This window comes from Halopiger xanaduensis SH-6, assembly GCF_000217715.1.
Lineage (GTDB): Archaea > Halobacteriota > Halobacteria > Halobacteriales > Natrialbaceae > Halopiger > Halopiger xanaduensis.
In genome coordinates this window covers 1,999,791-2,023,851 of the sequence record NC_015666.1, presented here as the reverse complement: position 1 = coordinate 2,023,851, position 24,061 = coordinate 1,999,791, and the positions used below count along the sequence as shown (strand labels likewise).

Here is a 24,061-nt window from a genome sequence, read left to right as displayed (position 1 = left end):
AGCAGCGCTCGAGACGGTACCGACGGACTCCCCACATGACCCGCAAGTCGACGCGGATCGCGAACCAGCCGGCACACGAACTGCTCGCCACCCTCGGGAAGCGAACGCTCCGTCCCGGCGGCGAGGCGCTGACCCGCGAGTTGCTCGAGGCGCTCTCGATCGCGGCCGCGGACGACGTCGTCGAGTTCGCGCCCGGCGTCGGAGCGACCGCACGGCTCGCACTCGATCGGAACCCGAACTCGTACACGGGGATCGAACTGGATCGCGAGCGGGCGGCGCGGCTTCGGAAGCAACTCGAGAATATTGATCGGCCAGTCCCCGAAATCGTCGTCGGAAACGCCGCCGACACGGATCTGCCTCGCAATAGCGCAGACGCCGTCTACGGCGAGGCGATGCTGACCATGCAACCCGACGGCGGGAAGCGAGCGATCCTCGAGGAGGCCCGCCGATTACTGCGGCCGGGCGGCCGGTACGGCGTCCACGAACTCGCCCTCGCGGACGGCGTCGACGACGAAACGGCGGTCCGGATCCGACGGGAGGCGGCGCAGGTGGCCAACGTTCGGCCGCAGCCACTCACCGAGTCCGGCTGGGTTGACCGCCTCGAGTCCGCGGGCTTCACCGTCATGTGGCGAGCCCTCGAGCCGATGGCGCTGCTCGAGCCGCGGCGCGTGCTCGCGGACGAGGGACTGCTGGGGACGCTGCGGATCGGCTACAACCTACTCAGACGACCGCAGGCGCGACGGCGAGTGCGGTCGCTGCGACGAATTTTCGAGCGGTACGAGGAGCAGTTACGGGCGATCGCACTGGTCGCCGAACGGTCGTGATCGAGACGCGAATTGATCGAAACGCGGATATACGAGACCGCGATCCAGCGGTCAGAATCGATCCGTCCGTCCCGCGGCCGACCACGCGTTCGTCGGCGCCTCGCGGGGGACGCGGGCGTGGCGGTGCTGCTGGGCGCGCACCCGGCCGCTGAAGGCCCAGCGCTTGCTCTCCCACGTCTCCGCCTCGCTCGCGGCCGCCGCGGCGACCGCGAGGGCGTGATCGTGGAGGTGCGCGCCGACCGCGGCCGCGATCGCGGCCGCCTCCTCCTCGTCGGCGGTGTCCGGAATGTCGAGTTCGACGTCCGAGAGGACCGCCGCCACGTCAGGTTGCTCGCCGACCGGCAGATCGTCCGTCGGGGACTCAGCCGCCTCGGCCGTGTCCGCCTGTTTCTTGGATGCCATGGATAGAATCGGTCGTTACAGCGGAATGTTTCCGTGTTTCTTGTCCGGATTTTGCTCGCGCTTGGTCTCGAGCATCTCGAGGTCGTCGATCAGCCGCGGCCGGGTTTCGGTGGGGACGATCACGTCGTCGAGGAAGCCCTTGTCCGTCGCCGTGTAGGGGTTGGCGAACTCCTCGCGGTACTCCTCGATGAGTTCGTCCCGCAGCTCGTCGGGGTTTTCGGCCTCCTCGAGTTCGTCGCGGTAGAGGATGTTGACCGCGCCCTGCGGGCCCATGACGGCGATTTCGGCGGTCGGCCAGGCGTAGTTGACGTCGGCGCCGAGATTTTTGGAGGCCATGACACAGTAGGCGCCGCCGTAGGCCTTGCGGGTGATGACCGTGAGGAGGGGAACGGTCGCCTCGGCGTAGGCGTACAGCAGCTTCGCGCCGTGGCGGATGATCCCGCGGTGCTCCTGATCGGTGCCGGGCATGTAGCCGGGGACGTCGACGAAGGTGACGATCGGGATGTTAAAGGAGTCGCAGAAGCGGACGAATCTCGAGCCCTTCATCGAGGAGTCGACGGTCAGCGTCCCGGCGTTCACGCGGGGCTGGTTGGCGACGATGCCGACCGAGCGGCCGTCCAGTCGGCCGAAGCCGACGACGAGTTCCTTGGCGAAGTTCTCCGCGACCTCGAAGAACGAACCCTCGTCGACGACGGAATCGATGACGTCGACCATGTCGTAGGGCTTCTGCGGGCTCGGCGGGACGATGTCGTTGAGCCGCTCGTCGCGGCGGTCGGGGTCGTCCCACGGCTCGACGCGGGGTGGGTCCTCGACGTTGTTCTGCGGGAGATAGGAAAGAAGCCGCTTGATGTCGTCGAGGGCCTGCTCCTCGCTCTCGCAGGCGAACTGGGCGACGCCGGTCTTCCCGGCGTGGGTCATCGCCCCGCCGAGTTCCTCGTGGGTGACCTCCTCGCCGGTGACGGTCTTGGTGACGCCGGGCCCGGTGATGTACATGTGGCTCGTGTCCTGGACCATGAAGATGAAGTCCGTAATCGAGGGAGAGTAGACCGCGCCGCCGGCGCAGGGACCCATGATCCCCGAAATCTGTGGGATGACGCCGCTGGCTTCCTGATTCCGGCGGAAGATTTCGGTGAAGCCGGCGAGGCTCTTGACCCCCTCCTGAATGCGGGCGCCGGCGGAGTCGTTGAGCCCGACGACCGGCGCGCCGACTTCCATCGCCATGTCCATGACCTTGCAGATCTTCTCGGCGAAAACCTCGCCCAGCGAGCCGCCGAAGACCGTGAAGTCGTGGGCGAAGACGAAGACGGTTCGGCCGTTGACCTCGCCGTAGCCCGTCACGACGCCGTCGCCGGGGATCTTCCGCTCCTCCATGCCGAACTGGCTCGTCTGGTGGGTCCGGAGCTGGTCGAACTCCGTAAAGGTGCCCTCGTCGAGGAAGTAGTCGATCCGCTCGCGGGCGGTCATCTTCCCCTTGTCGTGTTGCTTCTGGATGCGCTCCTCGCCGCCACCCAGTTCGGCCTCCTCGCGGCGCTCCTCGAGTTCGTCGATGCGGTCTTCCATCGTCACGCTCGAAACACCCCTGTCGGTATCATACGCCCTGTTGTGATGACCAACAGGAAAAGGATTCCGTAACACCTTCACGGTTTATCACTGCTCGAGGTGACCGGTTCCGTAACGCCGACGGTGCCAGCAGGTATAAATTATAAATGTAATCCAATCCGACCCTTCCGCAATTTTAGCCGCTATGGCGGTCAAAACCCGCCTCGAATCGGCGTCTCTCACTTCGTGAAACCACGAAAAGTTATATGATGGCTCTTTCAAACCAATCGGTATGGCACAACGCGAATCATGGGCAACGAGGGCAGGGTTCATCCTTGCCGCGGTTGGAAGCGCAGTCGGACTGGGGAACATCTGGCGGTTTCCGTACCAGGTGGGGGAGTACGGCGGGGCCGCGTTCCTCGTCGTCTACCTGCTGTTGATCCTCGGGATCGGGTTCCCGGTTATCCTCGTCGAGTTCGTCGTCGGCCGCCACACCGAGCGCAACCCGGTCGGCGCGCTCAAACGTCTCGGAACCGGCGCGTGGACGAAAATAGGATGGGTCTTCGTCACAGCCGGGTTCATCATCCTCTCGTACTACAGCGTCGTCGCCGGCTGGACCGTTCGATACGTCTTGCTCGGCCTGCAGGGCGAGTACACCGCCACTCCCGAGGCTGCCGGACAGCAGTTCGGTGCGGTCGCGAGCGGCCTTGACGCCGTCGTCTTCCACGCGATTTTCATGGTGGCGGTCATCGCCATCGTCGCGTTCGGCATCGAGCGCGGGATCGAGCTTTCGGTCAAGGTGATGGTTCCGGCCATCATCGCGCTCCTGATCGGACTCGCCGTCTACGCGTTCACCCTCGAGGGCGCCGGTGAAGCGTACGCGTACTACCTCTCGCCGGACTTCGGTACGATCGCGTCCAACTGGACGTCGATCCTGCCGGCAGCCGCCGCACAGGCGTTCTTCACGCTGTCGCTCGGGATGGGCGTGATGATCACGTACGCCTCCTATCTCGGCGAGGATCGAAACCTCGCCGAAGACGCCGGGATTATCGCGTTCCTCGACACCGGAATTGCGTTCACCGCCGGCTTGATCGCGTTCCCGATCCTCTTCACCGCCGGCATCCCCGCCGGCAGCTCCGGTCCGGCCCTGATCTTCGTGAGCCTCGCGGCGGCGTTCGCCGAGTTGCCGTTCGGCGGCATCCTCGGCGCGATTTTCTTCGGCGTGGTCTCGATCGCCGCCCTCTCGAGCGCGATCAGTATCATGGAGGTCGTCACCTCCTACCTGATCGACGAGCACGGCGTCGACCGAGTGCCGGCGACGGCGATGCTCGGCACCGCAATGTTCGTCGTCGGCGTTCCGGCCGCGCTCGACATCATCTTCATCGACGTCTACGACCTGTTCGCCAACGGCGTGCTGCTCGTCCTCGGCGGACTCCTCCTCTCGATTTTCATCGGGTGGGTCGTTCCGGACCTCGCACTCGACGAACTCGGGAAGGGCATCACGAACATCGGATCGCTGGGCGTCACGTGGATCTGGCTCCTTCGGATTCCGGTCATCATCGCGCTGATCGCCGTGGTCGCGCTGAACGCGTGGGACTACTACGGCTTCCTGACCGGCGACTTCGCCGCGTGGCTCGGCGAAAACCTGTAACGTAGCGAACGAAACCACACCGCGTTTTTCCGTTTCACGCCGCACGTAGCGACGCCGCAGCTCGTCGACGCTCGCGGCGACTCCACAGAACTACTCCTCGGCGTCTATCCGAACGCTCGCCAGCTCGTCGCGATCGCCGAGCAGTCGGAAGACGAAACCGGCGTCGTCCCGTTCGTACTGGAGATCGATCGTCGTCACGTCGGCCGTCACCTCCTCGGCGTACGACTGCTGGCCGTCGCTCGAGTTCGAAGACGGCGGCTCGAGGTCGTAGTCGTCGTAGGAGACGTACGTCGATTCCGCGACCGTGTCATCGGAGTCGTACACGTCGGCATCGATCCCGGGTTCCTCGGTCTCGCGGATCTCGAGCCGATACGTTTCCATGGGCATGGGCGTGGGTTCTCCCGACCGGGGGATGGTGATTCGGCTTACATGCGCTGGTGTCGAGCGTGGCGTCTCGACCGGCCGATTGCTCGGGCACTCACGCAGCGTCGTCCGGCGACGGGGCTTCGGCTGTCGGTGTGGATACCGGCTCCGACTCAGACTCGGGCGCTGATTCGACGCCGAGTTCGTACGCCTCCGGATCCTCTCCAGGCTCGAGCGTCATCGCCTCGATTCGCCCGACGTCCTTTACGGTCCGTGGCCCGTCTGCGCCGACCGCGACGAACCGCGTCTCGTAGTCGCTCGCATCAGCGAGCGGCCGGCCGTTCTTGCCCAGCGCAAGTAGCCCCTCGAGCGCCGTTTCGACGGCGACGCAGGCGCGGTAGCCGTCGCCGGAGACGACGAGCAGATGAGTCGTCTCGGGCGGCACCGACGCCCGCTCAAGGAGTTCGAGTACCGGCACGCCGTACCACGTTTCGGTGTATCGGTCGCCGGTCGCACAGACGATTTCGCACTCGCGCTCCTGCAGCGGGAGGGAAGCGAGCGAATCGCCGTCGACGGTCGTCGTCTCCTCGCCGACGAGTCGAATCGACGACGAGAGGGACGGAACGCGGAGGTCACCGTCGGCCATGACGTATCGTTGGCGGACCGGTGTCGTAGCGGTACCGCTCGTTCCAAGCGCGTAGGAATAGCGACGCGGCTCGAGGAGTACGGTACCTCGAGAAACGATCTTAGACGTTCCGGTACGGCCCGAGCCGCGTCCCGTCGAGCAGGTACGCCTCGCCCTCGGCTAGCCCGTCGGGCAGGAACGGCGAGAGGAACGACTGGTTCGGGACGTTCACCCACGTCCCGCCGACCAGATCGTTGAACGCGGGCACGACGACCAGCCGCGGCGGCGCGACGTCCGGCGACTCGAGCCACGAGATTTCCGCGTCTGCGTAGCCGCCGTACTCGCGAAACGGCGCCGGATCGACCCGGCCGCGGAGCCACGCCCGCTCGGCGCGGCTTCCGCCGACCTCGTCCTCGAGGCGGACGCAGGGGTGTTCGTGGCCGAGACAGACGACGTCGCACTCGAGGACCGCGGGCGCGGGCCACGTGTGGCCGTGGCAGACGCCGACGCCGTCTATGTCGATGCCGTCGCCGGGGACGATAGTGACGCTGGCGAGGTCCGGTTGTCCCGGTTCGCCGATGGCACCACCACCGGCGTCGCTATCGTCGTTCCCGAACCACGTCTCGAGCTGCCCGTCGTGGTTTCCCTTCACCACCGTCACGTCGACCGTCGGCGGCACGGACTCGAGCAACACCTCGAGCTCGCCGCGCTCGGCGCCGCCGGGGTCGCCGATCGAGTGCATCAGATCGCCGCACACGACCAACCGGTCCGCGGCGGTTCGCTCGAGGAGGGTACACAGTCGCTCGCGGCGGTCGGGCGCGCGGCTGGGGACGTCGACGCCGCGCTCGGAGCGCAGGCCGGCCTCGTAGCCGGCGTGGTAGTCGGCGACGAGAAGCACGCGGTCGCCGCCGACCGTCGCGGTCGCGGCGGGTTCGCCGGGGATGGGCTCGACGCGGGGGGTCGGCGGTCCCGGTTCCATCGGTTCGAAATGAAGTGAGACGACTTAGATCGGTTTCAGCGTCTCGTCGTCCGGCTCGTAACACTGCCCGCCCATCAGCGCGTCCTGGATGGCGTCCTCGACCTCGTCCTCGGAGGCGCCGGTGTCGGCGGCGACGGTCTCGACCAGTTCCGTTCGGTCGGCGCCGTCGCCGTCGTCGAGGTCCGCCATGGTTTCGACGACGTAGTCCTGGAGGTCGACGTCGGCGGCGGGTTCGTCGGTATCGGACTCGTCAGCAGCCGCGTCCTCGGATTCGTCTGCGCCGGATTCCGGTTCCGCTTCCGATTCGGACTCGTCCGGTTCGGCCTCCGTCTCGGCTCCCGACTCCGCTTCGGTCTCCTCGAGTTCGGATTCCGACTCGGCTGCTTCCGTTTCGTCCTCGTCCTCGAGGCCGGACGTCGGCGGCGCGCCGAGGTCGTCATCGTCGTCGAGATCGGAATCGGCGGGATCAGATTCCGCTCCAGTGTCAGCGTCAGTCGCAGCGTCGGCTTCTGCGTCTCCGTCGTCGGACTCCGGCACGTCGATGTCGGCTTCGCCGGGTTCCTCGACCTCCGCGCCGGTCGTGAACTCGGCGCCGAACTCCTCCTCGAGTTGCTCGCGCTCCTCGTCGTCCATCTCGTACATGCCGTCGCCGATATCGTTGGCGTCGAAGTCGCCGAGTTCCTCGTCGTCGGCCGGCTCGTCGGCAGCGAGTTCGTCGTCGGTGCCGGCGTCGGCCGCAGCGGCGTCTGCGGATTCGTCGACGGGCTCGGCCGTGTCGGGATCCGCCGCGGGTTCGGATTCGGACGCCGGTTCGGGTCCGGACTCCGCAGACTCGACCGCGTCCTCGGATTCCGACTCGGAGTCGACGCCGCCCTCGCTCTCGAGTTCGACGCCGGAGTCGCCGTCGCCGACGGTGTCGGTTGCCGTCTCGGCGGTCTCGGTCGCCGTTCCGCTCGAGGCGTCGCGCGCTTCACCCGTCGCGGTGCCGGCCGCGGACGACGATTCGACGGTGTCGCCGCCGGCCGCTGCGGCGACCGCTTCGGGTTCGGGTTCGGGTTCGGATTCGGATTCGGGTTTCGGTTCCGCCTCTGCCGGTTCCTGCCCGGCGGCACCCTCATTCGAGACGGACTCGAGCACGGATCGATCGACGGCGTCGACGCCCAGATTGGCGAGCGAGTCGAACGTCGCGTCTTCGTAGCCGGAGTTCGTCTCCCCGGGCTGGGCGTCGAACGGCCCGACCTGATCGCGGTCGCCGGAAACGACTTCGACGGCCTCGCGCGCGCAGTCGCGCAGCGCGGCGAGGTACGACGGCGTCGTGCCGTAGTGGTCCTGCGCGAGCGGGATGCCGGCCGCGAGGCCGGGTTCGACGCCCTGCTCGAGCAGGGCGTCCGTCAGGTCGTCGCCGCGGATGCCCGCCTCCGCGGCGGCCGCGTACAGTTCGATTCGCTCGAGGGTCTGCTCGGCCGCGCTGACGACCCAGCGGTCGCGCGTGTCGGCGTCGACCGTCGCGATGCTCTCGGGCCGGATCGAGGTGTACACTTGGTCGGAGTCCTCGGGCTGGAAGGTGCGGGCCTTCCCGGTGACCGCGACGAACGCCGGCGGCTCGATCCCCTCGAGGAAGGCCAGTTCGTCGGGCTGGTACTGGCCGGCGTAGACGACGAACGCGCCGGTCGGGTCGACGACGCGGGCGCGGACCATCTCGTCGTTGACAGACGTGACCTCGGTCAGGGTCCCGACCGCGAACAGCCGGTTGATCCGGGCGCCGGTCGGCGCGATCACGTAGTTCGGCGCTCGCTCCTCGTCGCTCTCGGTGTAGGAGACCGAGGCGTCGTCGTACTCGGCCGCGAACAGTCGGTAGGCGACTTCGCGGCCGGGAATCTCCATCTCCTCGTCGTCGTTGGCGCTCATGCTTGCACCTCCGCGTCCTCGAGGAAGGCGGTCGCACGCGCCTCCGGATCGTCGTCGCTCTCCTCGAACGTCTCGGCGTCGAGATTGGCGCCGTACTCGTCGACCGAGAGGTGTCCGCGCACGCGGTACTCGCGGCCGACGATGCGCTCGCGGATCCGGTCGGCGACGACCTCTTGATCCATCGCCTCGCGGGCCTGCTCGAGCGCGTCGTCAAGCGTCCCGCCGTAGACGTCCTCGGTGAGTTCGTCGTCGAGGATGGCCGTGAGCGTCCCGGTGCCGTCGTCGACGATCGCCTTCACGCGGAGGTCGTCGACGCCGTCCACGTCGCCGTGGGTCCGGCACTGGCCCTTCTGGATGACGCGGTAGCACTCCGGACAGCGCTGGATAAGTCCAGATCCATCGCGGACCGCGATGACGTTGCCGACGACCTCGACGTCGTAGATGCCGCCCGTCCTGACGGCCTCGCCGACGTCCATCGTCGTCGTATCGGCCCCGACGTCGATCTCGCGCTCGAGGTCCGCGACCGTCGAGAACTCCGAGACGTTAACTTCGGGGACGCCGCGGAACTCCTGGACGTAGGCGTTCTCGATCCGGACCGCATTCCCTTCCTCGATCTCGGGCGCGGGATCCCAGTTCGTGAACGGCAGGCGGCCGCTCTCGTCGCCGAAGACGCCGCTCAGAATCTCCGTCTCGCCGTCGCGGCCGTCGATGGTGCGGCGCTCGCACTCCACGACCGTCACCTCGATGGTGACGGCGCGGTCGCCCGTCCGGAGGTCGGCGAGTTGCGCGTCGCCGCCGATCTCGTAGGGGACGTCCGGCGATTCCTCCTGGAAGGAAAGCGAGGTGCTTTCCCCGAGGTTGAGTTCGGGTTCGCCGTCCCACTCGCGGACGCCGGCGTTGCCGGCGGTGATCGTGTCGCCCGGCGAGAGGCCGAAGTCCTCCCAGGCGGTGTAGTCGATGACGCCGGTGTCGTCGGCGAGCCGTCCCTCGACGATGACGTGGTCGTCGCCCTGGTAGCGGATCGATCGCTTGCCCGCCGTGAGGACGACCCCCGTTACGGTGACGTTGCCGTCGTCTGGGGAAATGTCGGCGACGTCCTTCGACTCGGGCGTCGCGCCGCCGGCGCTCGAGCCGTCGCCGTACTTCCGGCGAAGGCTCTGTTTGGCTTCGTCGACCGGAACGCTGTACTCCACCAAGTTCTGCAGGTCGGATTTGACCTCCTCTTTGTCGACGCCGAGGTCGGAGGCGAGATCCTCGGCATGATCATCGAGTTCCATTCGTCCGTAATTGGCGTGCAGGATTTAAAAGCGTTCCCGCAGCGGGGCGGAAGTGATCGGCGGCGGGCGGCCGCGGCGGAGAGAAACGGGCGCCGGCGCCGCCTCCGATCGGTCACCGCGGCGCAAAGATTTACGAGCGAGTGCTTCGATCGGAGCGACATGTCCCTCCTCTTCGAGAGCGCGATCGACGGCTTCGATCTCTCGTCTGCCGCCCTCTGCGCTCCCGCGGACGGCGATCTCGAGCCGGTTCGAGACGATCCAATTCCCGTCGACGGCATCGTCGAGTACGCGAGCCACCACGAAGGGCTCGCCCACCCCGAGAAGGACGACTGGATCGCGATTCCGCTGCACGAACCCGACGGCGCGGCACTGACGGGCGAGTACGTCGCCTTCACGGATCACGCGCTCCACGGCGAGGTGTTCGTCTACGACGGCGGCGGCGAACGCGAGTCGATCGACCGCGACGCCTTCGTCCGGTCGCCGCTGGCCGAGCGCGTCCGCTTCTGGCACTCCGACTACGCGCCCGCCGAGCCGCCCGCGTACTTCGACTCCCCGATCGCGGAGCGAGAGTCCGCACGGAACCCGGTCGACGGCGATCCGGACGCGTTCTTCGACGAACTCGAGTCGTTCGTCCGCGCGGAGATGGACGCTCAGCGCGACGAGAATCGAGAGCGGACAGGCGGGAAATCGGCCGAACAGCTCCGCGGAGAGGGGGTCGGTGCGATCCCCTCGATGGCGTCGCTCGGCCGGCCGGACGACGGCGTCTATCGGTTTCGGATCGACGATGACGACGATGGGTACGGAAACAGCGACGACCGGCGGGATCGGTACCGGTACGTCCAGGACGAGTTCGGCATCTACGAGGGCAACGAGGTGCTCCTCCACCCGCCGAGCGAGGAACACGCGCCCGACGAGTTCCCGATCCCGGCGACGGTCGACGCGATCGAGGGCGCGACCGTCTCCCTCGCGATCGACTGGCGCGAGATCGAGAACCGGACGACCGTCGGCGGCCACCTGAACAAGAAGCGCCGGGGCTTCGCGGCGACGCTGCTGCTGAACCCCGTCCCTTACGACCGGGAACTCGAGGCCGTCAAGCGCGTCCGCGAGCGCGACGACCTGCGGGCCCTGCTGACCGGCGGGACGGCGGTTACCTTCGGCGACACCGCCGGCGTCAAGAGCAGCCAGCAGGACGTCGAACTCAACCAGGAGCAGGAGCTGGCGGTCTCCTGCGCCCTGCTCGCGGATCAACTGTTCTGCATCCACGGGCCGCCGGGGACGGGGAAGACGCGGACCCTCGTCGAGGTCGTCAGGCGCTCCGTCGAGGCCGGCGACGACGTCCTCGTCTGCGCCGACTCGAACCAGGCGGTCGACAACCTCGTCGCCGGCTCGAGCACGCCCGACGCGGCCGACGAGCGGTCGCTGCACGCCTACGCCCAGCACGGGGCCGACGAGTTCGTCCTCCGACGCGCGAACGCCGGCAACTCGTCGAACGACGTCGTCGGCCGGCGGTACGCCGGGTGCGACGGACGGGCCGACGTCGTCGCCGCGACCAACAGCAGCGCGGCCGCCCTCGAGCGCGAGTTCGACGTGCTCGTGCTCGACGAGGCGACCCAGGCGACGTGTACCGCCTCCTGCATCCCGCTCTCGCGGGCCGAGAAGGTGATCCTCGCGGGCGACCACAAGCAGCTCCCGCCCTTTAGCGCGACCGAGGAGCCGCCGGAATCGGCGGCCGGCCTCTCGCTGTTCGAACACCTCTACGCCGACGGCGGCGTCTACGAGGGCGTCGGCGTCCAACTGCGGACGCAGTACCGGATGCACCGCGACGTCGCCTGGTTCCCCAACCGCCGGTTCTACGACCGCGCGCTGCGGCAGGGCCGCGACGTCGACGCGCTCGCGGACCGCCCGGCGCTGGTCGGCTACGACGTCGGCGGCAGCGAGGAGACGGTCGACCGCTCGACGAAAAACGAGGCGGAGGCCCGGCTCGTCGCGCACCTCGTCTCGGAGCTTCTCGAGGACGAAGACGACCTCGAGCCGTCGGACGTCAGCGTCATCACGCCGTACACGGCGCAGGTCGACGCGATCCGCGGGACGCTGCGCCGGCACCTCGAGCACGAGCGGGGACGCGCAGTTACCGTCGATACGATCGATTCCTTCCAGGGCAGCGAGAAAACGGCGATCGTGCTCTCGCTGGTCCGGAGCAACGCCGACGGGGAGATCGGCTTCCTCGGCCGGCCGCTGGACGGCCCGCGGCGGCTGAACGTGGCGATGACCCGCGCACAGCGGTACTGCGCGATCGTCGGCGACTGGTACACGCTCCGCAGCGGCGGCCGCGGCGCGACGGGCGACGGCGGTGCAGAGTTCGACCTGTACGACGACCTCCACTCGTTCCTCGAGAGCACGGGTCGACTCCGCGAGGTCGAACCGGAGTTCATTCCGGTGCCGGAGTAGGTGCGGCGATCCGCCGTCTGGCCGTTCCCGGCCGGACGAGGCTGCTCGCGCTTTTAACATCCGTGACGACGTACTGCGGTCCATGAACGCGCCCGTCTCGAGCGATCCGAGCGACGGCGGCGACGACGGCCCCGACCGCGACACCGCCTTTCGATTCGAGTACCACCCGGCGACGATCCGATTCGGCGCCGGCTGCGTCGCCGACCTCGAGGACGAACTCGAGCGGCTGGGCCTCGAGCGCGCGCTGGTCGTCTGCGGGTCGACGGTCGGCGATACGCCCGTCGTAATCGATCCGGTGCGGCGGGGGCTCGGCGACCGACTGGCGGGGGTCTTCGACGAGACGACGCCGAAGAAACGCCTGTCGACGGCGCTGGACGGCGTCGCACGAGTAAAAGCGGAAGATGCGGACGCGCTCGTCGCCCTCGGCGGCGGCAGCAGCCTCGACGTCGCGACGGTGATGAGCGTCCTCGCCGCGCGGGACCGCTCGGCCGCGGTGCTGGCCGAGGAACTCGAGGAAACGGGGACCATCGATGTTCCGGACGAGGCGGAACTGCTACCCGTCGTCACCGTTCCGACGACGCTGGCGGGCGCCGACCTCTCGCAGGTTGCCGGCGTCACAGCATCGCCGGACTCGAGTCCGGTCGAGGCGGAGATCGGCGGCGGGATCTCGGATCCGCGGCTGATGCCCGAGGCGGCGTTCTACGACCCCGAACTCGCGGCGACGACGCCCGACTCGGTCCTCGCGGGCTCCGCGATGAACGGCTTCGACAAGGGCGTCGAGACGCTCTACGCCGCCAACGCGACGACGATCACCGACGCGACGGCCAGACACGGTCTCGAGAAACTCGAGGACGGCCTGCGCGCGTTCGGCGAGGGCGATCGCGACGTCGGGACGTTCGAGACGATCCTCGAGGGGGTCGTCCTCGTCCAGTACGGCGTCTCCCGACCGGAGGGAACGACGCTTTCGATCGTCCACGCGTTCGGACACGCGCTCAGCCGCACGGCCGACGTCCAGCAGGGGGCCGCCCACGCGGTCGTCGTCCCCCACGCCCTCGAGTACCTGTTCGAGCGCGAAGCCGCCGGAGAGATCGACGCCCGGTCGGGGCTGCTCGCGAACGCGCTCGGGGTCGACGAAGCCGCCGATCACGGCGCCGCGGTCGTCGAAGCGGTGACGGAGGTTCGCGACGCCCTCGAGTTGCCCGCGAAGTTGCGCAACGTCGACGGCCCGCAGCCCGAGGAGTTCCGGACGGTCGCCGAGGACGTACTGGGGGATCGGTTCATGGAAAACGCACCGCCCGGGCTGGAGCCGACCGTCGAGGAGATCGAAGGAATCCTCGAGGCGGCGTGGTGAGGCTTCGGCAGCGCGGAGGCTTACGAATCCGAATCCGGCGAGTACCGTGCTGACGAGTCCCGCACCGACGAGCGCGATTCGGGCTCGAGGGCCGCGGGCGGCTCGACGCCGCGCCTGGCCGGCTCGATCCCCTCGTGGAGCGGCGACAGCAGCCAGAGCACGTAGATTCCGACGATCGTCGCGCCGGCGGCAACGAGACCCACTGCGACGGCGCCGGCCGCCGGCACGTGCCTGAAGACGGAGAACCCGACGCTACTGCAGAGAAACGAAATGACCGTCCAGGCGTTCGTGTCCGGGATCACCGCGACGAGGGACTCCCTGACGATGACGGCGTAACAGAAGCCGCCGCAGACGCCGATCGAGACGGCGGTCCACCACGCGTCGGTCCAGCGTGCGGGCAGGGAGAGGTCGGCCTGCGCGGGCACTAGCCAGGCGAACAGCGGGAGGCCGACGACCAGCACGAGCAACTCCCCGCGGCGGCCCTCGGGGACCGTCCAGCCGCCCTCGTCGTCGCGGAACCACGCGCGGAGATCGATCATCGGTACTCGGTACGGCGTTCGACGGCCGTCGTGTTGAATATTTGGTAAGAAACGCTAGCTGTGCTCGAGCGCTCGCAACGGGGCGAGAGGTTCTCGAGTCCGCCGTGCGAATCGGGACCGAATCGAAACCAGCAGGACGATCCGCTATCCGCGACTATCAGCACGCGTGACCGGAAGCGCCGGGTATTCCCGCGCGGGTATCGAACACTCGAGGCGAGATGCCTACCGAGATGACCGCCTACGCGATCGAGGAGTACGGCGACCCCGACGTCTTCGAGGAGACGACCGTCGAGGTTCCCGAACCCGGCCCGAACGAGATCCGCGTCGAGGTCGTCGCCTCGAGCCTCAACCCCGTCGACTACAAGATCCGGCAGGGCGCGATCCCGGACTTCGCGCCCGAGTTCCCGGCCATCCTCCACTGCGACGTCGCCGGCGTCGTCGACGCGGTCGGCGACGGCGTCGAGCAGTTCGAGGAGGGCGACGAGGTCTACGGCATGCCCGGCGGCGCGGGCCGGCAGGGCGCGCTCGCCGACTACGTCGTCGGCCACGCGGGCACGTTCGCTCACGCTCCCGAGTCGATTCCGCTCGAGGACAGCGCCGCCCTCCCGGTCGTCGCGCTGACGGCCTGGGAGATGCTCGCCGACAAGTCGACCGTCGACGTCGGCGACGAGGTGCTCGTCTACGGCGGGGCCGGCGGCGTCGGTCACATCGGCGTCCAGCTCGCCGACTGGTTCGGCGCGGACGTGACCGCGACGGGCTCGAGCGAAGCGAACCGCGAGCTCGCCGCGGAGCTGGGGGCCGACGCGACCGTCGACTACACCGAGACCGACGTCGAAACCTACGTCGACGAGCACGCCAGCGGCGGCGGGTTCGACGTCGTCTTCGATCCCGTCGGCGACGAGCACCTCGAGACGGCCTTCCAGGCGGTCCGGCCGTTCGGGAGCGTCGTGACGACCGAGTCCAGCGCCGCGCAGGACCTCGACCTCGCGCCGATGCACGCCAACTCGCTCGAGTTGGGCGTCGTGCTCGTCATCCTCCCCGTGTTGCTGGGCGACCGGCAGGACCGCATCGGCGAGGAACTCGAGGACATCGCGACGCTGGTCGACAAGGGTGCGATCGAACCGCACATCGACGACCGCTATTCCTTCGACGAGGTCGCGGAAGTCCACCGCCGCGGCGAAGAAGGCGACTTCCGCGGGAAGCTGCTGCTGGTCAACGAGTAACGGCGGGCTGAAGGGAACGGTCGTCAGTACGATTTTTCACGCAGTTCGTCGCGCGGAACTCGCGTTCAATGCAGCCGATCTACCGAGCGGTTGCCTATTCCAGTCCCTGCTTTACACTGCTGTCTCTCGGATCGATATGTAATGACAGGAGCTCGACGCAGCGTAACTGGGAGAGCCACGACCCATGGTTCCTGAACCGGAACCCCCGTCTCGACGGGAGGTCGAAGAACGAATTAACCGAGTTGGCAGATACTCGCGTGCGGTCCGTGCGGGATTAGTGATCATTCTGAGTGCGTTCGTCCTGGCCGTCGGTATCGTTCTCCCCGCGAATCTCGACAGCCCTGCGCAGGCGGTCGAATCGGTACTCATGCCGCTCACGTTCGTCGGGTTAGGGACGATCCTCTACGGAATCGGCATGCACCTCCACCTGATGCATTTGAACCTCGTCAGACAGCTACAGCCGGACCGGACGGACGACCAGCGATCGGATTCCGAGTCCGACAACTGATCTTCGAACCCGGTCAGTTCGCACGCGACGGTACCGACTCGAGAGCGTCGATGTCAGGTTCCGTTCCGACTGCCAAAGCCATCACGACTATCGAGATCGGACGGCTCTCGAGCAACGTGCCGGTCCGACGCTACCGTCCGGTGTCGCTTTCAACGTAGGACGGGCGCTCGGCGTACTCGATCGGATCGCGAACCCCGACGTTCTGGAACGCCTGCAGGCGGAACGCGCAGGCGTCGCAGGTGCCGCAGGCGGGTTCGTTCTCGCGGTAGCAACTCCAGGTGTGCTCGTAGGGCACCTCGAGTTCGACGCCCCGCTCTGCGATATCGGTCTTGGACCACTCGACGAACGGCGCCTCGATCGCGATGTCGGTCTCGGGTTTCGTGCCGACGTCGACCACGTTCTCGAAGGCCTCGAAGAACTCGGGGCGGCAGTCGGGATATCCGGAGAAGTCCTCGCTGTGGGCGCCGATGAAGACCGCGTCGCAGTCGTTGGCCTCGGCGTAGGAGACCGCCATCGCGAGCAGGTTCGCGTTGCGGAAGGGGACGTAGGACGTGGGAATCTCGTCGCTCTCCATATCCGCATCCGCGACCGCCATTTCGTCGTCGGTCAAGCTCGAGGCGCCGATCGCCGAGAGGTGGCCCGTCTCGATCCGCAGGAAGTCCGCGGCGTCGAGTTCGTCGGCCAACCGGCGGGCGCACTCGAGTTCGCGGTCCTCCGTGCGCTGGCCGTAGGAGGTGTGCAGGGCGTAGATCTCGTAGCCCCGCCCGCGGGCCTCGTAGGCGGCGGTGGCGCTGTCCATGCCGCCCGAGAGGAGGACGACGGCGCGCTCGCTGCGGTCGGCGGACGATTCGGCTTCGTCGGTCGTAGCAGTGTCTTCGGTCATGGTATCGTACGTGTGGAGTGCGGAGTTACGTCTCTGGCGCGTCGTTCCACAGATCGACGTGCAACCGCGGCGTGTAGCGGAAGCCGTACTCCATCGCGAGATCCGCGACGCGGGTTCGGGTCTCCGCGAGTCGCTCTCGAGTCGCTCCTTCGGGCATCAGCAGTACGTCCCCGTCGCGAATCGGGACGTCCGCGACGCCCCGAAGCTCCCCGAGGAGGTCGAGGATCTCGGGCATGTCCTCGTCGTCGGTGACGACGAACTTCAGCTGGGAGTCGTACGCCTCGACGAGCGCCGCGAGGGCCTCGAGGTCGATGCGGGCGTCCTCGTGTTTTTCCGCCCATTCGCCCTCCCCCTTGGGATCCCGGTCGGGCGTCGGCGTGCTGCTCTCGAGTTTCGGACTCACCGAGGCGAGGTCGATCGGCGCGTCGCGGTAGATCGTCCCGTTGGTCTCGACGGTGGTGTGATACCCGCGCTCGCTGAGGCGCTCGAGGAGTTCGACGCTCTCCTCATGAAGCAGCGGTTCGCCCCCGGTAAGGACGACGTGGCCGGCGTCGTACGACTCGACCTCGGCGACGATCTCCTCGAGGGACATCGTGGCGTGGGTCGGTTCCCAGGAGGTGTGGTAGGAGTCGCAGAACCAGCAGCGGAGGTTGCAGCCGCTGGTGCGGACGAAGACGGAGGGAACGCCGGCGAGGGTGCCCTCGCCCTGGAGGGATTCGAACAGTTCGTTGATCGGCAGGCTGGGCTCGTCGCTCGCACCGGTCGCTTCTCCGTCGGTAGCCGCGCGGTCGTCCACTGAGTCGGACACCGGCATCAGAACCCTCCGCCGCAGAGTTCGCTCGTCTCGTTGACCTGCACCGCGACCTCCGAGACGGTGTCCGGCAGCGCCGCCTCGAGTTTCCGCTCGAGGACGACGCTCATCACCTCGGCCGTCGGCGGGTGTTCGAGGACCACGATCCCGTCGGCGTCGCCGGCCGCCTCGAAGGCCTCGATAAGGGGGTCGCCGCGCTCGAGCAGGAACCGGTGATCCCACTCGTCTATTACCTGGGTAATATCGCCCTTGTCCGCGACCCAGCCCTCGTCGGTCAGTTCGCCGACGACGGTGACGGCGACCTCGTAGTTGTGGCCGTGCGGTCGCGCGCACTTCCCGTCGTGGTGTTGCAGCCGGTGGCCGGCGCTGATCCGGATCGGCCGGTCGCGGCCGACGTGGAGGACGCGTTCGGTACCGGAGACCTGCGCCGCGGCCGGTTCGGACTCGAGCCCCGCGTCGGCTCGCTCCGCGTGCTCGCGGCTGGCGGTTCGATCAGTCACACCGCAGTATTCTCGCAGGATTACTTAAGGATGATCACTTCGAACGTGGACGTCGCGGATCAGTACGATCGGCTGCCCGATCCAGTCGCAGTTCGCACTCGTGGGATCCCGTGTAACTCGCCGGAAAAGCCGCCCTCATTCCTCGAGTTGGTCCTGGAGCTGATTTTTCGCCTCGGTCCGGCGCTTACGGGAGAACTCCGGCTCGGCTTCGGAGAAATCGACCTCGAGTTCGTCGACCGTCCGCCGGTAGATGTTCGTTCGGCGCCCCTTCTCGGAGAGTTCTCGCCCCTCGCAGGTCAAGAGCCCGGCGTCGACCAGTTCCTCGATACGACGGTAGCAGGTCGCGATCGGAATCTCGATGTCCTCGCTCAGCGCCTGCGCCGATTTCGGCGTGCCCGCAGCGCAGAGGATTTCGGCGCTGTATTTGTTCCCGAGCGCTGAGAGAACCGTATCCGAATCCGATTCGTACTGTGTCCGACCCGAAGACATTGGTGGACTATTCTAACTCCTCTAATTGAATCTTGTGGCTGATGGAGGGTTTACTTATATGATCGGTTCCGGCCGAAAACGTTTCTCACACTAACATTGGACGGTGAACAGCCTGGCCTGAGAACGCGGGCGGTCACTGGAATACCGTTTTGAGGACCCGTCCCGAACACGCTCGTATGAACGCCGCGGTCGTTACGGTCGGGGACGAACTGCTCGCCGGGCAGACGACGAACACGAACGCAACCTGGCTCTGCGAGCGCCTAGACGAGCGCGGCGTCGCCGTCGAGCGCGTCACGACGGTACCCGACCGGGTCGCCGACATCGCTCGCGTCGTCAACGAGTACCGGGCCGAGTACGACGCCGTCGTCGTCACCGGCGGCCTCGGCCCGACCCACGACGACGTCACGATGGAGGGGATCGCCGCCGCGCTCGGTCGCCCGCTCGAGGAACACGAGGAGGCGCTGGCCTGGCTCGGGGAGGACGGCTACTCCCGCTCGGAGTTGATCGAGGGAACGACAAAACTGCCGGCAGGAGCGCGGGCGCTGCACAACGAGGCCGGCGTCGCACCCGGTGCAGCGCTCGAGGACGTCTACGTGCTACCGGGCGTCCCAACCGAGATGCAGGCGATGTTCGAGGCGATCGCGCCGGCGTTCTCGGGGACGCCGACCTACCGCGAAGAAGTCGTCGCCGACGAACCCGAGAGCGCGCTGTTGGATCGCCTCGAGGAGATCCGGGACCGCTTCGACGTCTCGGTCGGGAGCTACCCCGGCGAGTCGGTCCGGATCGCGATCGAAAGCACGGACGAAGCGACGGCCGCCGAGGCGGCGGCGTGGCTTCGAGAACGAGTCGATACCGTTTGAACTCGAGTTAGCGGTAGACGTAGGCGAGCCAGACGATCGTGACGAGCAGACTGGCGATCAGCACGCCCCAGCCGACGATCTCCATCGGCAGTTCGGTCTCCGCGGCGAGCACGTAGGTCAGTTCGTTCATAATCGGCCATCCGTCCGCCCCCCTCTTAACGTTTCAGAAAACGGGGTGATCGCCCGGAACACCGGACGTCTTTTGTTCGAAATCGACCTAGAACCGCCATGGACGCGCTTGGCGTCGTCGTCAATCCGATCGCGGGCATGGGCGGTCGGGTCGGCCTGAAGGGAACGGACGGCAAAGTCCCGGAAGCGCGCCGCCTAGGGGCCGAGCCGCGCGCTCCCGACCGAGCGCGGGACGCGTTGCGCTCGCTGCACCGCCGCGGCCCCGACGTGACGGTCTACACGGCTGCGGGTGTGCTGGGCGAGCACGCGGCTCGAGACGCGGGGTTCGATCCCGAAGTCGTCTACGATCCGGCGACCGACGCTGACACCGATCGCCAGGCGACGGGCGTCGATCTCGACGAAACCGAGACCACCGCGGCGGATACGCAGGCTGCCGTCCGAGCCTTCCTCGAGCGTGACGTCGACCTCGTGCTGTTCGTCGGCGGGGACGGAACGGCCGTCGACGTGGCCGAAGTGCTCGAGGACGAAAGCGACAGCAAGCGTGACAGCAACGAGTACGGCGCCGGCGATCGAACGCCGATGCTCGGTGTCCCCGCGGGCGTCAAGATCTACTCCTCAGTGTTCGCCGTCACGCCCGCCGACGCGGGCCGAATCGCCGCCGAGTTCGACCGCGTCGAGACCCGCGAAGTGAACGATATCGACGAGGAAGCCTACCGCGAGGGCGAGGTCCGAACGGAGCTCAAGGCCGTCGTGCCGGTCCCCGTCGCACCGGATATCCAGTCGAGCAAACAACTCTCGAGCGGTAGCGTCGACTCGCTGGCGTCGGGGTTCGCTCGCGAGATTGACGATGGCCGAACCTACGTCTTCGGTCCCGGCGGCACCGTCGGCGCAATCGAGGAGGAACTGGGAATCGACTCGTCACCGCTCGGCGTCGACGTCTGGCGCGACGGCGAGGTGCTCGCCCGGGACGCCGCCGAATCGGACATCCTCGCCGTTCTCGAGGACCCCGTGACGATCGTCGTCTCGCCGATCGGCGGCCAGGGGTTCGTCTTCGGTCGGGGAAACCACCAGATTTCGCCGGCGGTCATCGAGCGAGCCGACGAACTCGAGGTCGTCGCGTCCGAGGAGAAACTCGACGGAATCGACGCGTTACACGTCGATACGGACGGCGAGGACGTCAACGAGGAGTTGCGAGGCTGGCTGCGGGTTCGGACCGGTCGGTTCACGACGCGGCTCGTAAAGGTCGTCTGAGACTGCACTCGGACCCGCGTCTGCGCCGGGGCTCGTGCCGTATCCGCTCTGTGCATCGCTACCTGAACGGCCTGAATCTAGTTTAAGGTCCGACTCGGGTCTACCGAGGGAACCAACCATATTACTATTGGGCCCGATATAATGACCATATAGTCAAGATTAAGGTCGAGTCTCGCGTAGCCCGGTGCATGGAAACCCGGAAAGTGCAACGACTCGGCCCGTCGACCCTCGCGATGACGCTGCCCGCGGAGTGGGCGTCCGAGCACGCCGTCGAGAAGGGCGACGAGGTCTCCCTGCGAACCAGCGGCAAGGGCACCCTGACCGTGATGCCCGAATCGGCCAGCTCCGAGGAGACGGAGGCGATCATTCACGCCGACGATCTCGACGCCGACGCCGTCGAGCGCGCGATCGTCGCCCAGTACGTGCTGGGCCGGCGCGTCATCCGCATCGAGCGCGAGGACGGCGCGCTCGACTCCGACCACATCAACGCGGTCTACCAGGCCGAAACCCAGCTGATGGGCCTGGGCGTCATCGAGGAAACCCCCGAGAGCATCTCCATCCGCTGTTCGGTCGACCCCGAGGACTTCACCCTCGACAACCTCTTAGAGCGCCTCGAGCGAACCGGCCAGACGATGCGCGGCGAAGGGATCAAGGCCCTGGCCCACGGCAACCCCGACCTCGCCCAGCGGGCCCTGAACCGGGAGCGACAGGCTAACAAGATCTTCGTGCTCCTGCTGCGCCTGATCTTCACGGCCTACCAGAACCCCAACCTCGCCCGCGCGGTCGGACTCAGCAGCGGCTTCCCGCTGATCGGCTACCGCTCGATCGCGAAGAACCTCGAGCTAACCGCCGACAACGGGGAAGACATCGCCGAGATCGTCATCGAGACCGAGAGCCACACGCTGGACGTCGACAGCTCCGTCATGCGGGACATCCGCGAACTGAACGATCTCGTCGACGAAATCACCTCGCTGGCGGTCGAAGCGGCCGTCAAGCGCGACTACGACAAGTCCAATCAGGTCCGCGGCCTCTTCCACGAGATCTCCACCCTCGAGGACGAGATCCTCGCGGATCTGCCGGAGATGCCCAACGAAGACCTGCTGCGGGTTCGAGAGGTGCTGGTCAGCCTCGAGCAGACGGCCCAGTACGCGATGCGAAACGCCGAGATCGCGGCCAACCTCGCGCTGAACGAGGAGTCCGAGCACACGACGATCAACTAACGGCTCCGACTCGAGTTTCTGCGATACCCTCACTCTTCTCCCGGCGCTGCAGCGACCGGTCGCGACACAAATACGGCCGCGAACAAGTGCGCTTAAGAGACCCCGCTAACAACGCTCACGCATGGCTACCGAAACGGAGTCGACGGACAAGGGCGTCGGACTGGCGCTCGGTTGCGGAGCGATCGCAGTGCTCGGCGCGCTACTGATGGTGATCGGTGCACCGGAGATCCAGGCCGCCTGGGGCTTCGGCGCCGCGGTACTTTTTAGCGCGATAGCGGTCGTCGGCCTGCACCTCTGGGACTGAGCCGAGACCGGGAACGAGCAGTCGCGATAGCGGTCGATAGACCGCCGTATCGAAACGACTGACAGCCCTGTTCCCGCGGGTAGAACCGCGGTCACACGAGGGATCGGCCGTTAAGAGTTAAGGCCGGCGACGCCCTAGACCGAACACGGACGATGACCGACTATTCCGACGAAGAGCAGCGAATCCTCTCGTATCTCCGCGAGAGCGCCGCCCGCGGTGAACGGTATTTCCGGGCGAAAAACATCGCGGATGCGATCGGACTTTCGTCGAAACAGGTCGGCGCGCGGCTTCCCCACCTCGCCGAGAAATCGGACGACGTCGACATCGAAAAGTGGGGCCGCGCCCGGTCGACGACGTGGAAAGTCACCCTGAGCTGAGCGGCGGCGGCCTCGATCGCCACGCTCCGGCCCGCCGCCGTCTCGCAGGCTCGAGCTCGGATCGGGTTCCGCCCGCCACATCCGCCCCATCGATCGCGACTCCGCCCGCCCCCTCCGTCCGGCCGCGTCCGTCCTCGCGGGGATCGCCACCGGAACGCCGCATCACCGCGTCGCGGTCCACGGTCTTTTTACCGCACAACGACTCAGTTAGCCGCATGACTGTACGGGTCGACCGGTCGTTCGAGGTGTCGGCACCGCCCGAGCGCGTCTGGGAGTTCATCGCCGACCCCGAAAACCGCGCTCGAGCGATCAGCGTGGTCCAGCGGTACACCGCCGACGATCCGGAGGGGCGGCGAGTCACCTGGCACGTCGAACTGCCGATCCCGCTCGTGCGGCGAACGGTCGCCGTCGAGACCGAGGACGTCACGCGCAGACCGCCGGAGTACGTCAAGTTCGTCGGCAAATCGAAGGTCCTCGAGGTCACGGGCGAACACGAGATCGTCGAGATCGACGGCGGTACCCGCCTCGAGAATCACTTCGTCGTCGACGGCAAACTCCCGGGCGTCGAGAAGTTCTTCAAGCGGAATTTGGACGACGAGATCCGGAATCTGCACCGCGCGCTCGAGCGGGAACTGGACGGCCAATCGGGTGCGTGAGAACCGTGAGCGACCGACAACCGACGGACGCCGCTGCGGACGGGTCGCTCTCGATCGCCCTCGCCCAGATTCGCGTCGAGGCCGGCCGCGTCGAGCGCAACGTCGACCGGGCGGTGTCGGCGGTCGAGCGGGCCGCCGCGCGGGGTGCGGATCTGGTCGCGCTCCCGGAACTGTTCAACGTCGGCTACTTCGCGTTCGACCGCTACGCGCGGCTGTCGGAGCCGTTCGACGGGGAGACGTTCACGGCGCTGCGAACCGCCGCAGCCGACAACGACGTCGCCGTCCTCGCGGGGAGTATCGTCGAGGACCTCGCGGCGACCGAAACCGTTCCGACCCCCGCCGACGAGGGGCTGGCCAACACCGCCGCGCTGTTCGACGCCGCCGGCGACCTGCAACTGGTCTACCGCAAGCACCACCTGTTCGGCTACCAGTCCGCCGAGTCTGAACTGCTCGTCCCCGGCGAGCGCCTCGAGACCGCGACGATAGAGGGCGTCACGGCCGGCGTGACGACCTGCTACGACCTGCGGTTCCCGGAACTGTACCGGCGACTGGTCGACGAGGGCGCCGAACTCGTACTCGTCCCGAGCGCGTGGCCCTACCCGCGGATCGAACACTGGGAAACGCTGTCTCGGGCGCGGGCGATCGAGAACCAGTGTTACGTCGCGACGATCAACGGCGCCGGCACGTTCGACACCGACGACGGCGAGACGACGCTGCTGGGCCGGTCGACCGTCTACGACCCGTGGGGCGTGTCGCTCGCCTCGAGCGGCGACGATCCGACGCTCGTCGCGGCCGACGTCGACCGCGAGACCGTCGCCGACGTCCGCGCGGCGTTCCCGGCGCTGCGGGATCGACGGTTCTGAACGTCGGGCGTCTCGGGACGGTAGTCGCCGTTCTGTAGCCGGTGTGACGAGAGCGGGCAGCAACTGCCGACCGCTGACTTT

General features: G+C 67.4%; 26 protein-coding genes. 13 read left to right on the top strand and 13 right to left on the bottom strand.

The window, feature by feature from the left end; genetic code table 11:
* Positions 1–35: 35 nt before the first annotated feature.
* Positions 36–824 (top strand): class I SAM-dependent methyltransferase, encoded by a 789-nt coding sequence (locus tag HALXA_RS09870; protein WP_013880202.1) that lies wholly within the window; start codon positions 36–38, stop codon positions 822–824.
* Positions 825–875: 51 nt separating this feature from the next.
* Here the strand turns inward: HALXA_RS09870 and HALXA_RS09865 are convergent, their stop codons facing one another.
* Positions 876–1,226 (bottom strand): hypothetical protein, encoded by a 351-nt coding sequence (locus HALXA_RS09865; protein ID WP_013880201.1) that lies wholly within the window; start codon positions 1,224–1,226, stop codon positions 876–878.
* A gap of 15 nt (positions 1,227–1,241) precedes the next feature.
* Complete coding sequence (locus tag HALXA_RS09860; RefSeq protein WP_013880200.1) at positions 1,242–2,786, bottom strand: acyl-CoA carboxylase subunit beta; 1,545 nt, start codon at positions 2,784–2,786, stop codon at positions 1,242–1,244.
* A gap of 271 nt (positions 2,787–3,057) precedes the next feature.
* Here HALXA_RS09860 and HALXA_RS09855 point away from each other — a divergent pair, with 271 nt between their 5' ends.
* Positions 3,058–4,416 carry a sodium-dependent transporter gene (locus tag HALXA_RS09855; protein ID WP_013880199.1) on the top strand — a complete coding sequence of 453 codons (1,359 nt, stop codon included), beginning with the start codon at positions 3,058–3,060 and terminating at the stop codon, positions 4,414–4,416.
* A gap of 90 nt (positions 4,417–4,506) precedes the next feature.
* Here HALXA_RS09855 and HALXA_RS09850 read toward each other — a convergent pair whose 3' ends face one another.
* From HALXA_RS09850 to HALXA_RS09830, 5 genes are all read right to left on the bottom strand, one after another.
* Entirely contained in the window at positions 4,507–4,803 is a 297-nt protein-coding gene (locus HALXA_RS09850; RefSeq protein ID WP_013880198.1) for a hypothetical protein, read from the bottom strand.
* A 91-nt stretch (positions 4,804–4,894) separates the two neighbouring features.
* Complete coding sequence (locus HALXA_RS09845; protein ID WP_013880197.1) at positions 4,895–5,425, bottom strand: molybdopterin-dependent oxidoreductase; 531 nt, start codon at positions 5,423–5,425, stop codon at positions 4,895–4,897.
* A 100-nt stretch (positions 5,426–5,525) separates the two neighbouring features.
* Entirely contained in the window at positions 5,526–6,383 is an 858-nt protein-coding gene (locus HALXA_RS09840; RefSeq protein WP_013880196.1) for a metallophosphoesterase, read from the bottom strand.
* Positions 6,384–6,407: 24 nt separating this feature from the next.
* On the bottom strand, positions 6,408–8,291 hold the full coding sequence (locus HALXA_RS09835; RefSeq protein WP_013880195.1) for a hypothetical protein: 1,884 nt from the start codon (positions 8,289–8,291) through the stop codon (positions 6,408–6,410).
* Positions 8,288–9,568, bottom strand: coding sequence for a Single-stranded DNA binding protein (locus HALXA_RS09830; RefSeq protein ID WP_013880194.1), 1,281 nt, complete (start codon positions 9,566–9,568; stop codon positions 8,288–8,290). Before HALXA_RS09830 ends, HALXA_RS09835 begins: the two co-directional genes overlap by 4 nt.
* 159 nt (positions 9,569–9,727) lie before the next feature.
* Here HALXA_RS09830 and HALXA_RS09825 point away from each other — a divergent pair, with 159 nt between their 5' ends.
* Positions 9,728–12,016: an AAA domain-containing protein gene (locus HALXA_RS09825; RefSeq protein WP_013880193.1), complete on the top strand. Its 2,289-nt coding sequence runs from the start codon at positions 9,728–9,730 to the stop codon at positions 12,014–12,016.
* An 82-nt stretch (positions 12,017–12,098) separates the two neighbouring features.
* Positions 12,099–13,367: an iron-containing alcohol dehydrogenase family protein gene (locus HALXA_RS09820; RefSeq protein ID WP_013880192.1), complete on the top strand. Its 1,269-nt coding sequence runs from the start codon at positions 12,099–12,101 to the stop codon at positions 13,365–13,367.
* 20 nt (positions 13,368–13,387) lie between these two features.
* On the opposite strand, the gene HALXA_RS09815 is transcribed toward HALXA_RS09820, so the two are convergent.
* Positions 13,388–13,906: a hypothetical protein gene (locus tag HALXA_RS09815; RefSeq protein ID WP_013880191.1), complete on the bottom strand. Its 519-nt coding sequence runs from the start codon at positions 13,904–13,906 to the stop codon at positions 13,388–13,390.
* Between the two features lie 218 nt (positions 13,907–14,124).
* Between HALXA_RS09815 and HALXA_RS09810 the strand changes: the two genes are divergently transcribed.
* Positions 14,125–15,129: a zinc-binding dehydrogenase gene (locus HALXA_RS09810; protein WP_013880190.1), complete on the top strand. Its 1,005-nt coding sequence runs from the start codon at positions 14,125–14,127 to the stop codon at positions 15,127–15,129.
* A 277-nt stretch (positions 15,130–15,406) separates the two neighbouring features.
* Complete coding sequence (locus HALXA_RS09805; protein ID WP_013880189.1) at positions 15,407–15,637, top strand: hypothetical protein; 231 nt, start codon at positions 15,407–15,409, stop codon at positions 15,635–15,637.
* A gap of 130 nt (positions 15,638–15,767) precedes the next feature.
* On the opposite strand, the gene queC is transcribed toward HALXA_RS09805, so the two are convergent.
* The 4 genes from queC to HALXA_RS09785 form a co-directional block, all read right to left on the bottom strand.
* Positions 15,768–16,520, bottom strand: a complete 753-nt coding sequence (queC, locus tag HALXA_RS09800; protein ID WP_013880188.1) for a 7-cyano-7-deazaguanine synthase QueC — start codon at positions 16,518–16,520, stop codon at positions 15,768–15,770.
* Between the two features lie 25 nt (positions 16,521–16,545).
* Entirely contained in the window at positions 16,546–17,334 is a 789-nt protein-coding gene (locus tag HALXA_RS09795; RefSeq protein WP_013880187.1) for a 7-carboxy-7-deazaguanine synthase QueE, read from the bottom strand.
* Complete coding sequence (locus HALXA_RS09790) at positions 17,334–17,831, bottom strand: 6-pyruvoyl trahydropterin synthase family protein (RefSeq protein ID WP_013880186.1); 498 nt, start codon at positions 17,829–17,831, stop codon at positions 17,334–17,336. The genes HALXA_RS09795 and HALXA_RS09790 overlap by 1 nt, the downstream gene beginning before the upstream one ends.
* A gap of 135 nt (positions 17,832–17,966) precedes the next feature.
* Positions 17,967–18,320, bottom strand: a complete 354-nt coding sequence (locus HALXA_RS09785; RefSeq protein ID WP_013880185.1) for a winged helix-turn-helix domain-containing protein — start codon at positions 18,318–18,320, stop codon at positions 17,967–17,969.
* Positions 18,321–18,496: 176 nt separating this feature from the next.
* Between HALXA_RS09785 and HALXA_RS09780 the strand changes: the two genes are divergently transcribed.
* Positions 18,497–19,180 carry a competence/damage-inducible protein A gene (locus HALXA_RS09780; RefSeq protein WP_013880184.1) on the top strand — a complete coding sequence of 228 codons (684 nt, stop codon included), beginning with the start codon at positions 18,497–18,499 and terminating at the stop codon, positions 19,178–19,180.
* Positions 19,181–19,187: 7 nt separating this feature from the next.
* On the opposite strand, the gene HALXA_RS22670 is transcribed toward HALXA_RS09780, so the two are convergent.
* A complete protein-coding gene (locus HALXA_RS22670) occupies positions 19,188–19,310 on the bottom strand; it encodes a hypothetical protein (protein WP_013880183.1) in 123 nt (40 codons plus the stop codon).
* A gap of 98 nt (positions 19,311–19,408) precedes the next feature.
* Here HALXA_RS22670 and HALXA_RS09775 point away from each other — a divergent pair, with 98 nt between their 5' ends.
* From HALXA_RS09775 to HALXA_RS09750, 6 genes are all read left to right on the top strand, one after another.
* Entirely contained in the window at positions 19,409–20,560 is a 1,152-nt protein-coding gene (locus tag HALXA_RS09775; protein ID WP_013880182.1) for an ATP-NAD kinase family protein, read from the top strand.
* A 188-nt stretch (positions 20,561–20,748) separates the two neighbouring features.
* Complete coding sequence (locus HALXA_RS09770) at positions 20,749–21,780, top strand: phosphate signaling complex PhoU family protein (RefSeq protein WP_013880181.1); 1,032 nt, start codon at positions 20,749–20,751, stop codon at positions 21,778–21,780.
* Between the two features lie 121 nt (positions 21,781–21,901).
* Entirely contained in the window at positions 21,902–22,084 is a 183-nt protein-coding gene (locus HALXA_RS09765) for a DUF7525 family protein (protein WP_013880180.1), read from the top strand.
* A gap of 152 nt (positions 22,085–22,236) precedes the next feature.
* On the top strand, positions 22,237–22,461 hold the full coding sequence (locus HALXA_RS09760) for a DUF7123 family protein (protein WP_013880179.1): 225 nt from the start codon (positions 22,237–22,239) through the stop codon (positions 22,459–22,461).
* Positions 22,462–22,676: 215 nt separating this feature from the next.
* A complete protein-coding gene (locus HALXA_RS09755; protein ID WP_013880178.1) occupies positions 22,677–23,117 on the top strand; it encodes a CoxG family protein in 441 nt (146 codons plus the stop codon).
* A complete protein-coding gene (locus HALXA_RS09750; RefSeq protein WP_013880177.1) occupies positions 23,114–23,980 on the top strand; it encodes a carbon-nitrogen family hydrolase in 867 nt (288 codons plus the stop codon). The genes HALXA_RS09755 and HALXA_RS09750 overlap by 4 nt, the downstream gene beginning before the upstream one ends.
* Positions 23,981–24,061 lie beyond the last annotated feature (81 nt).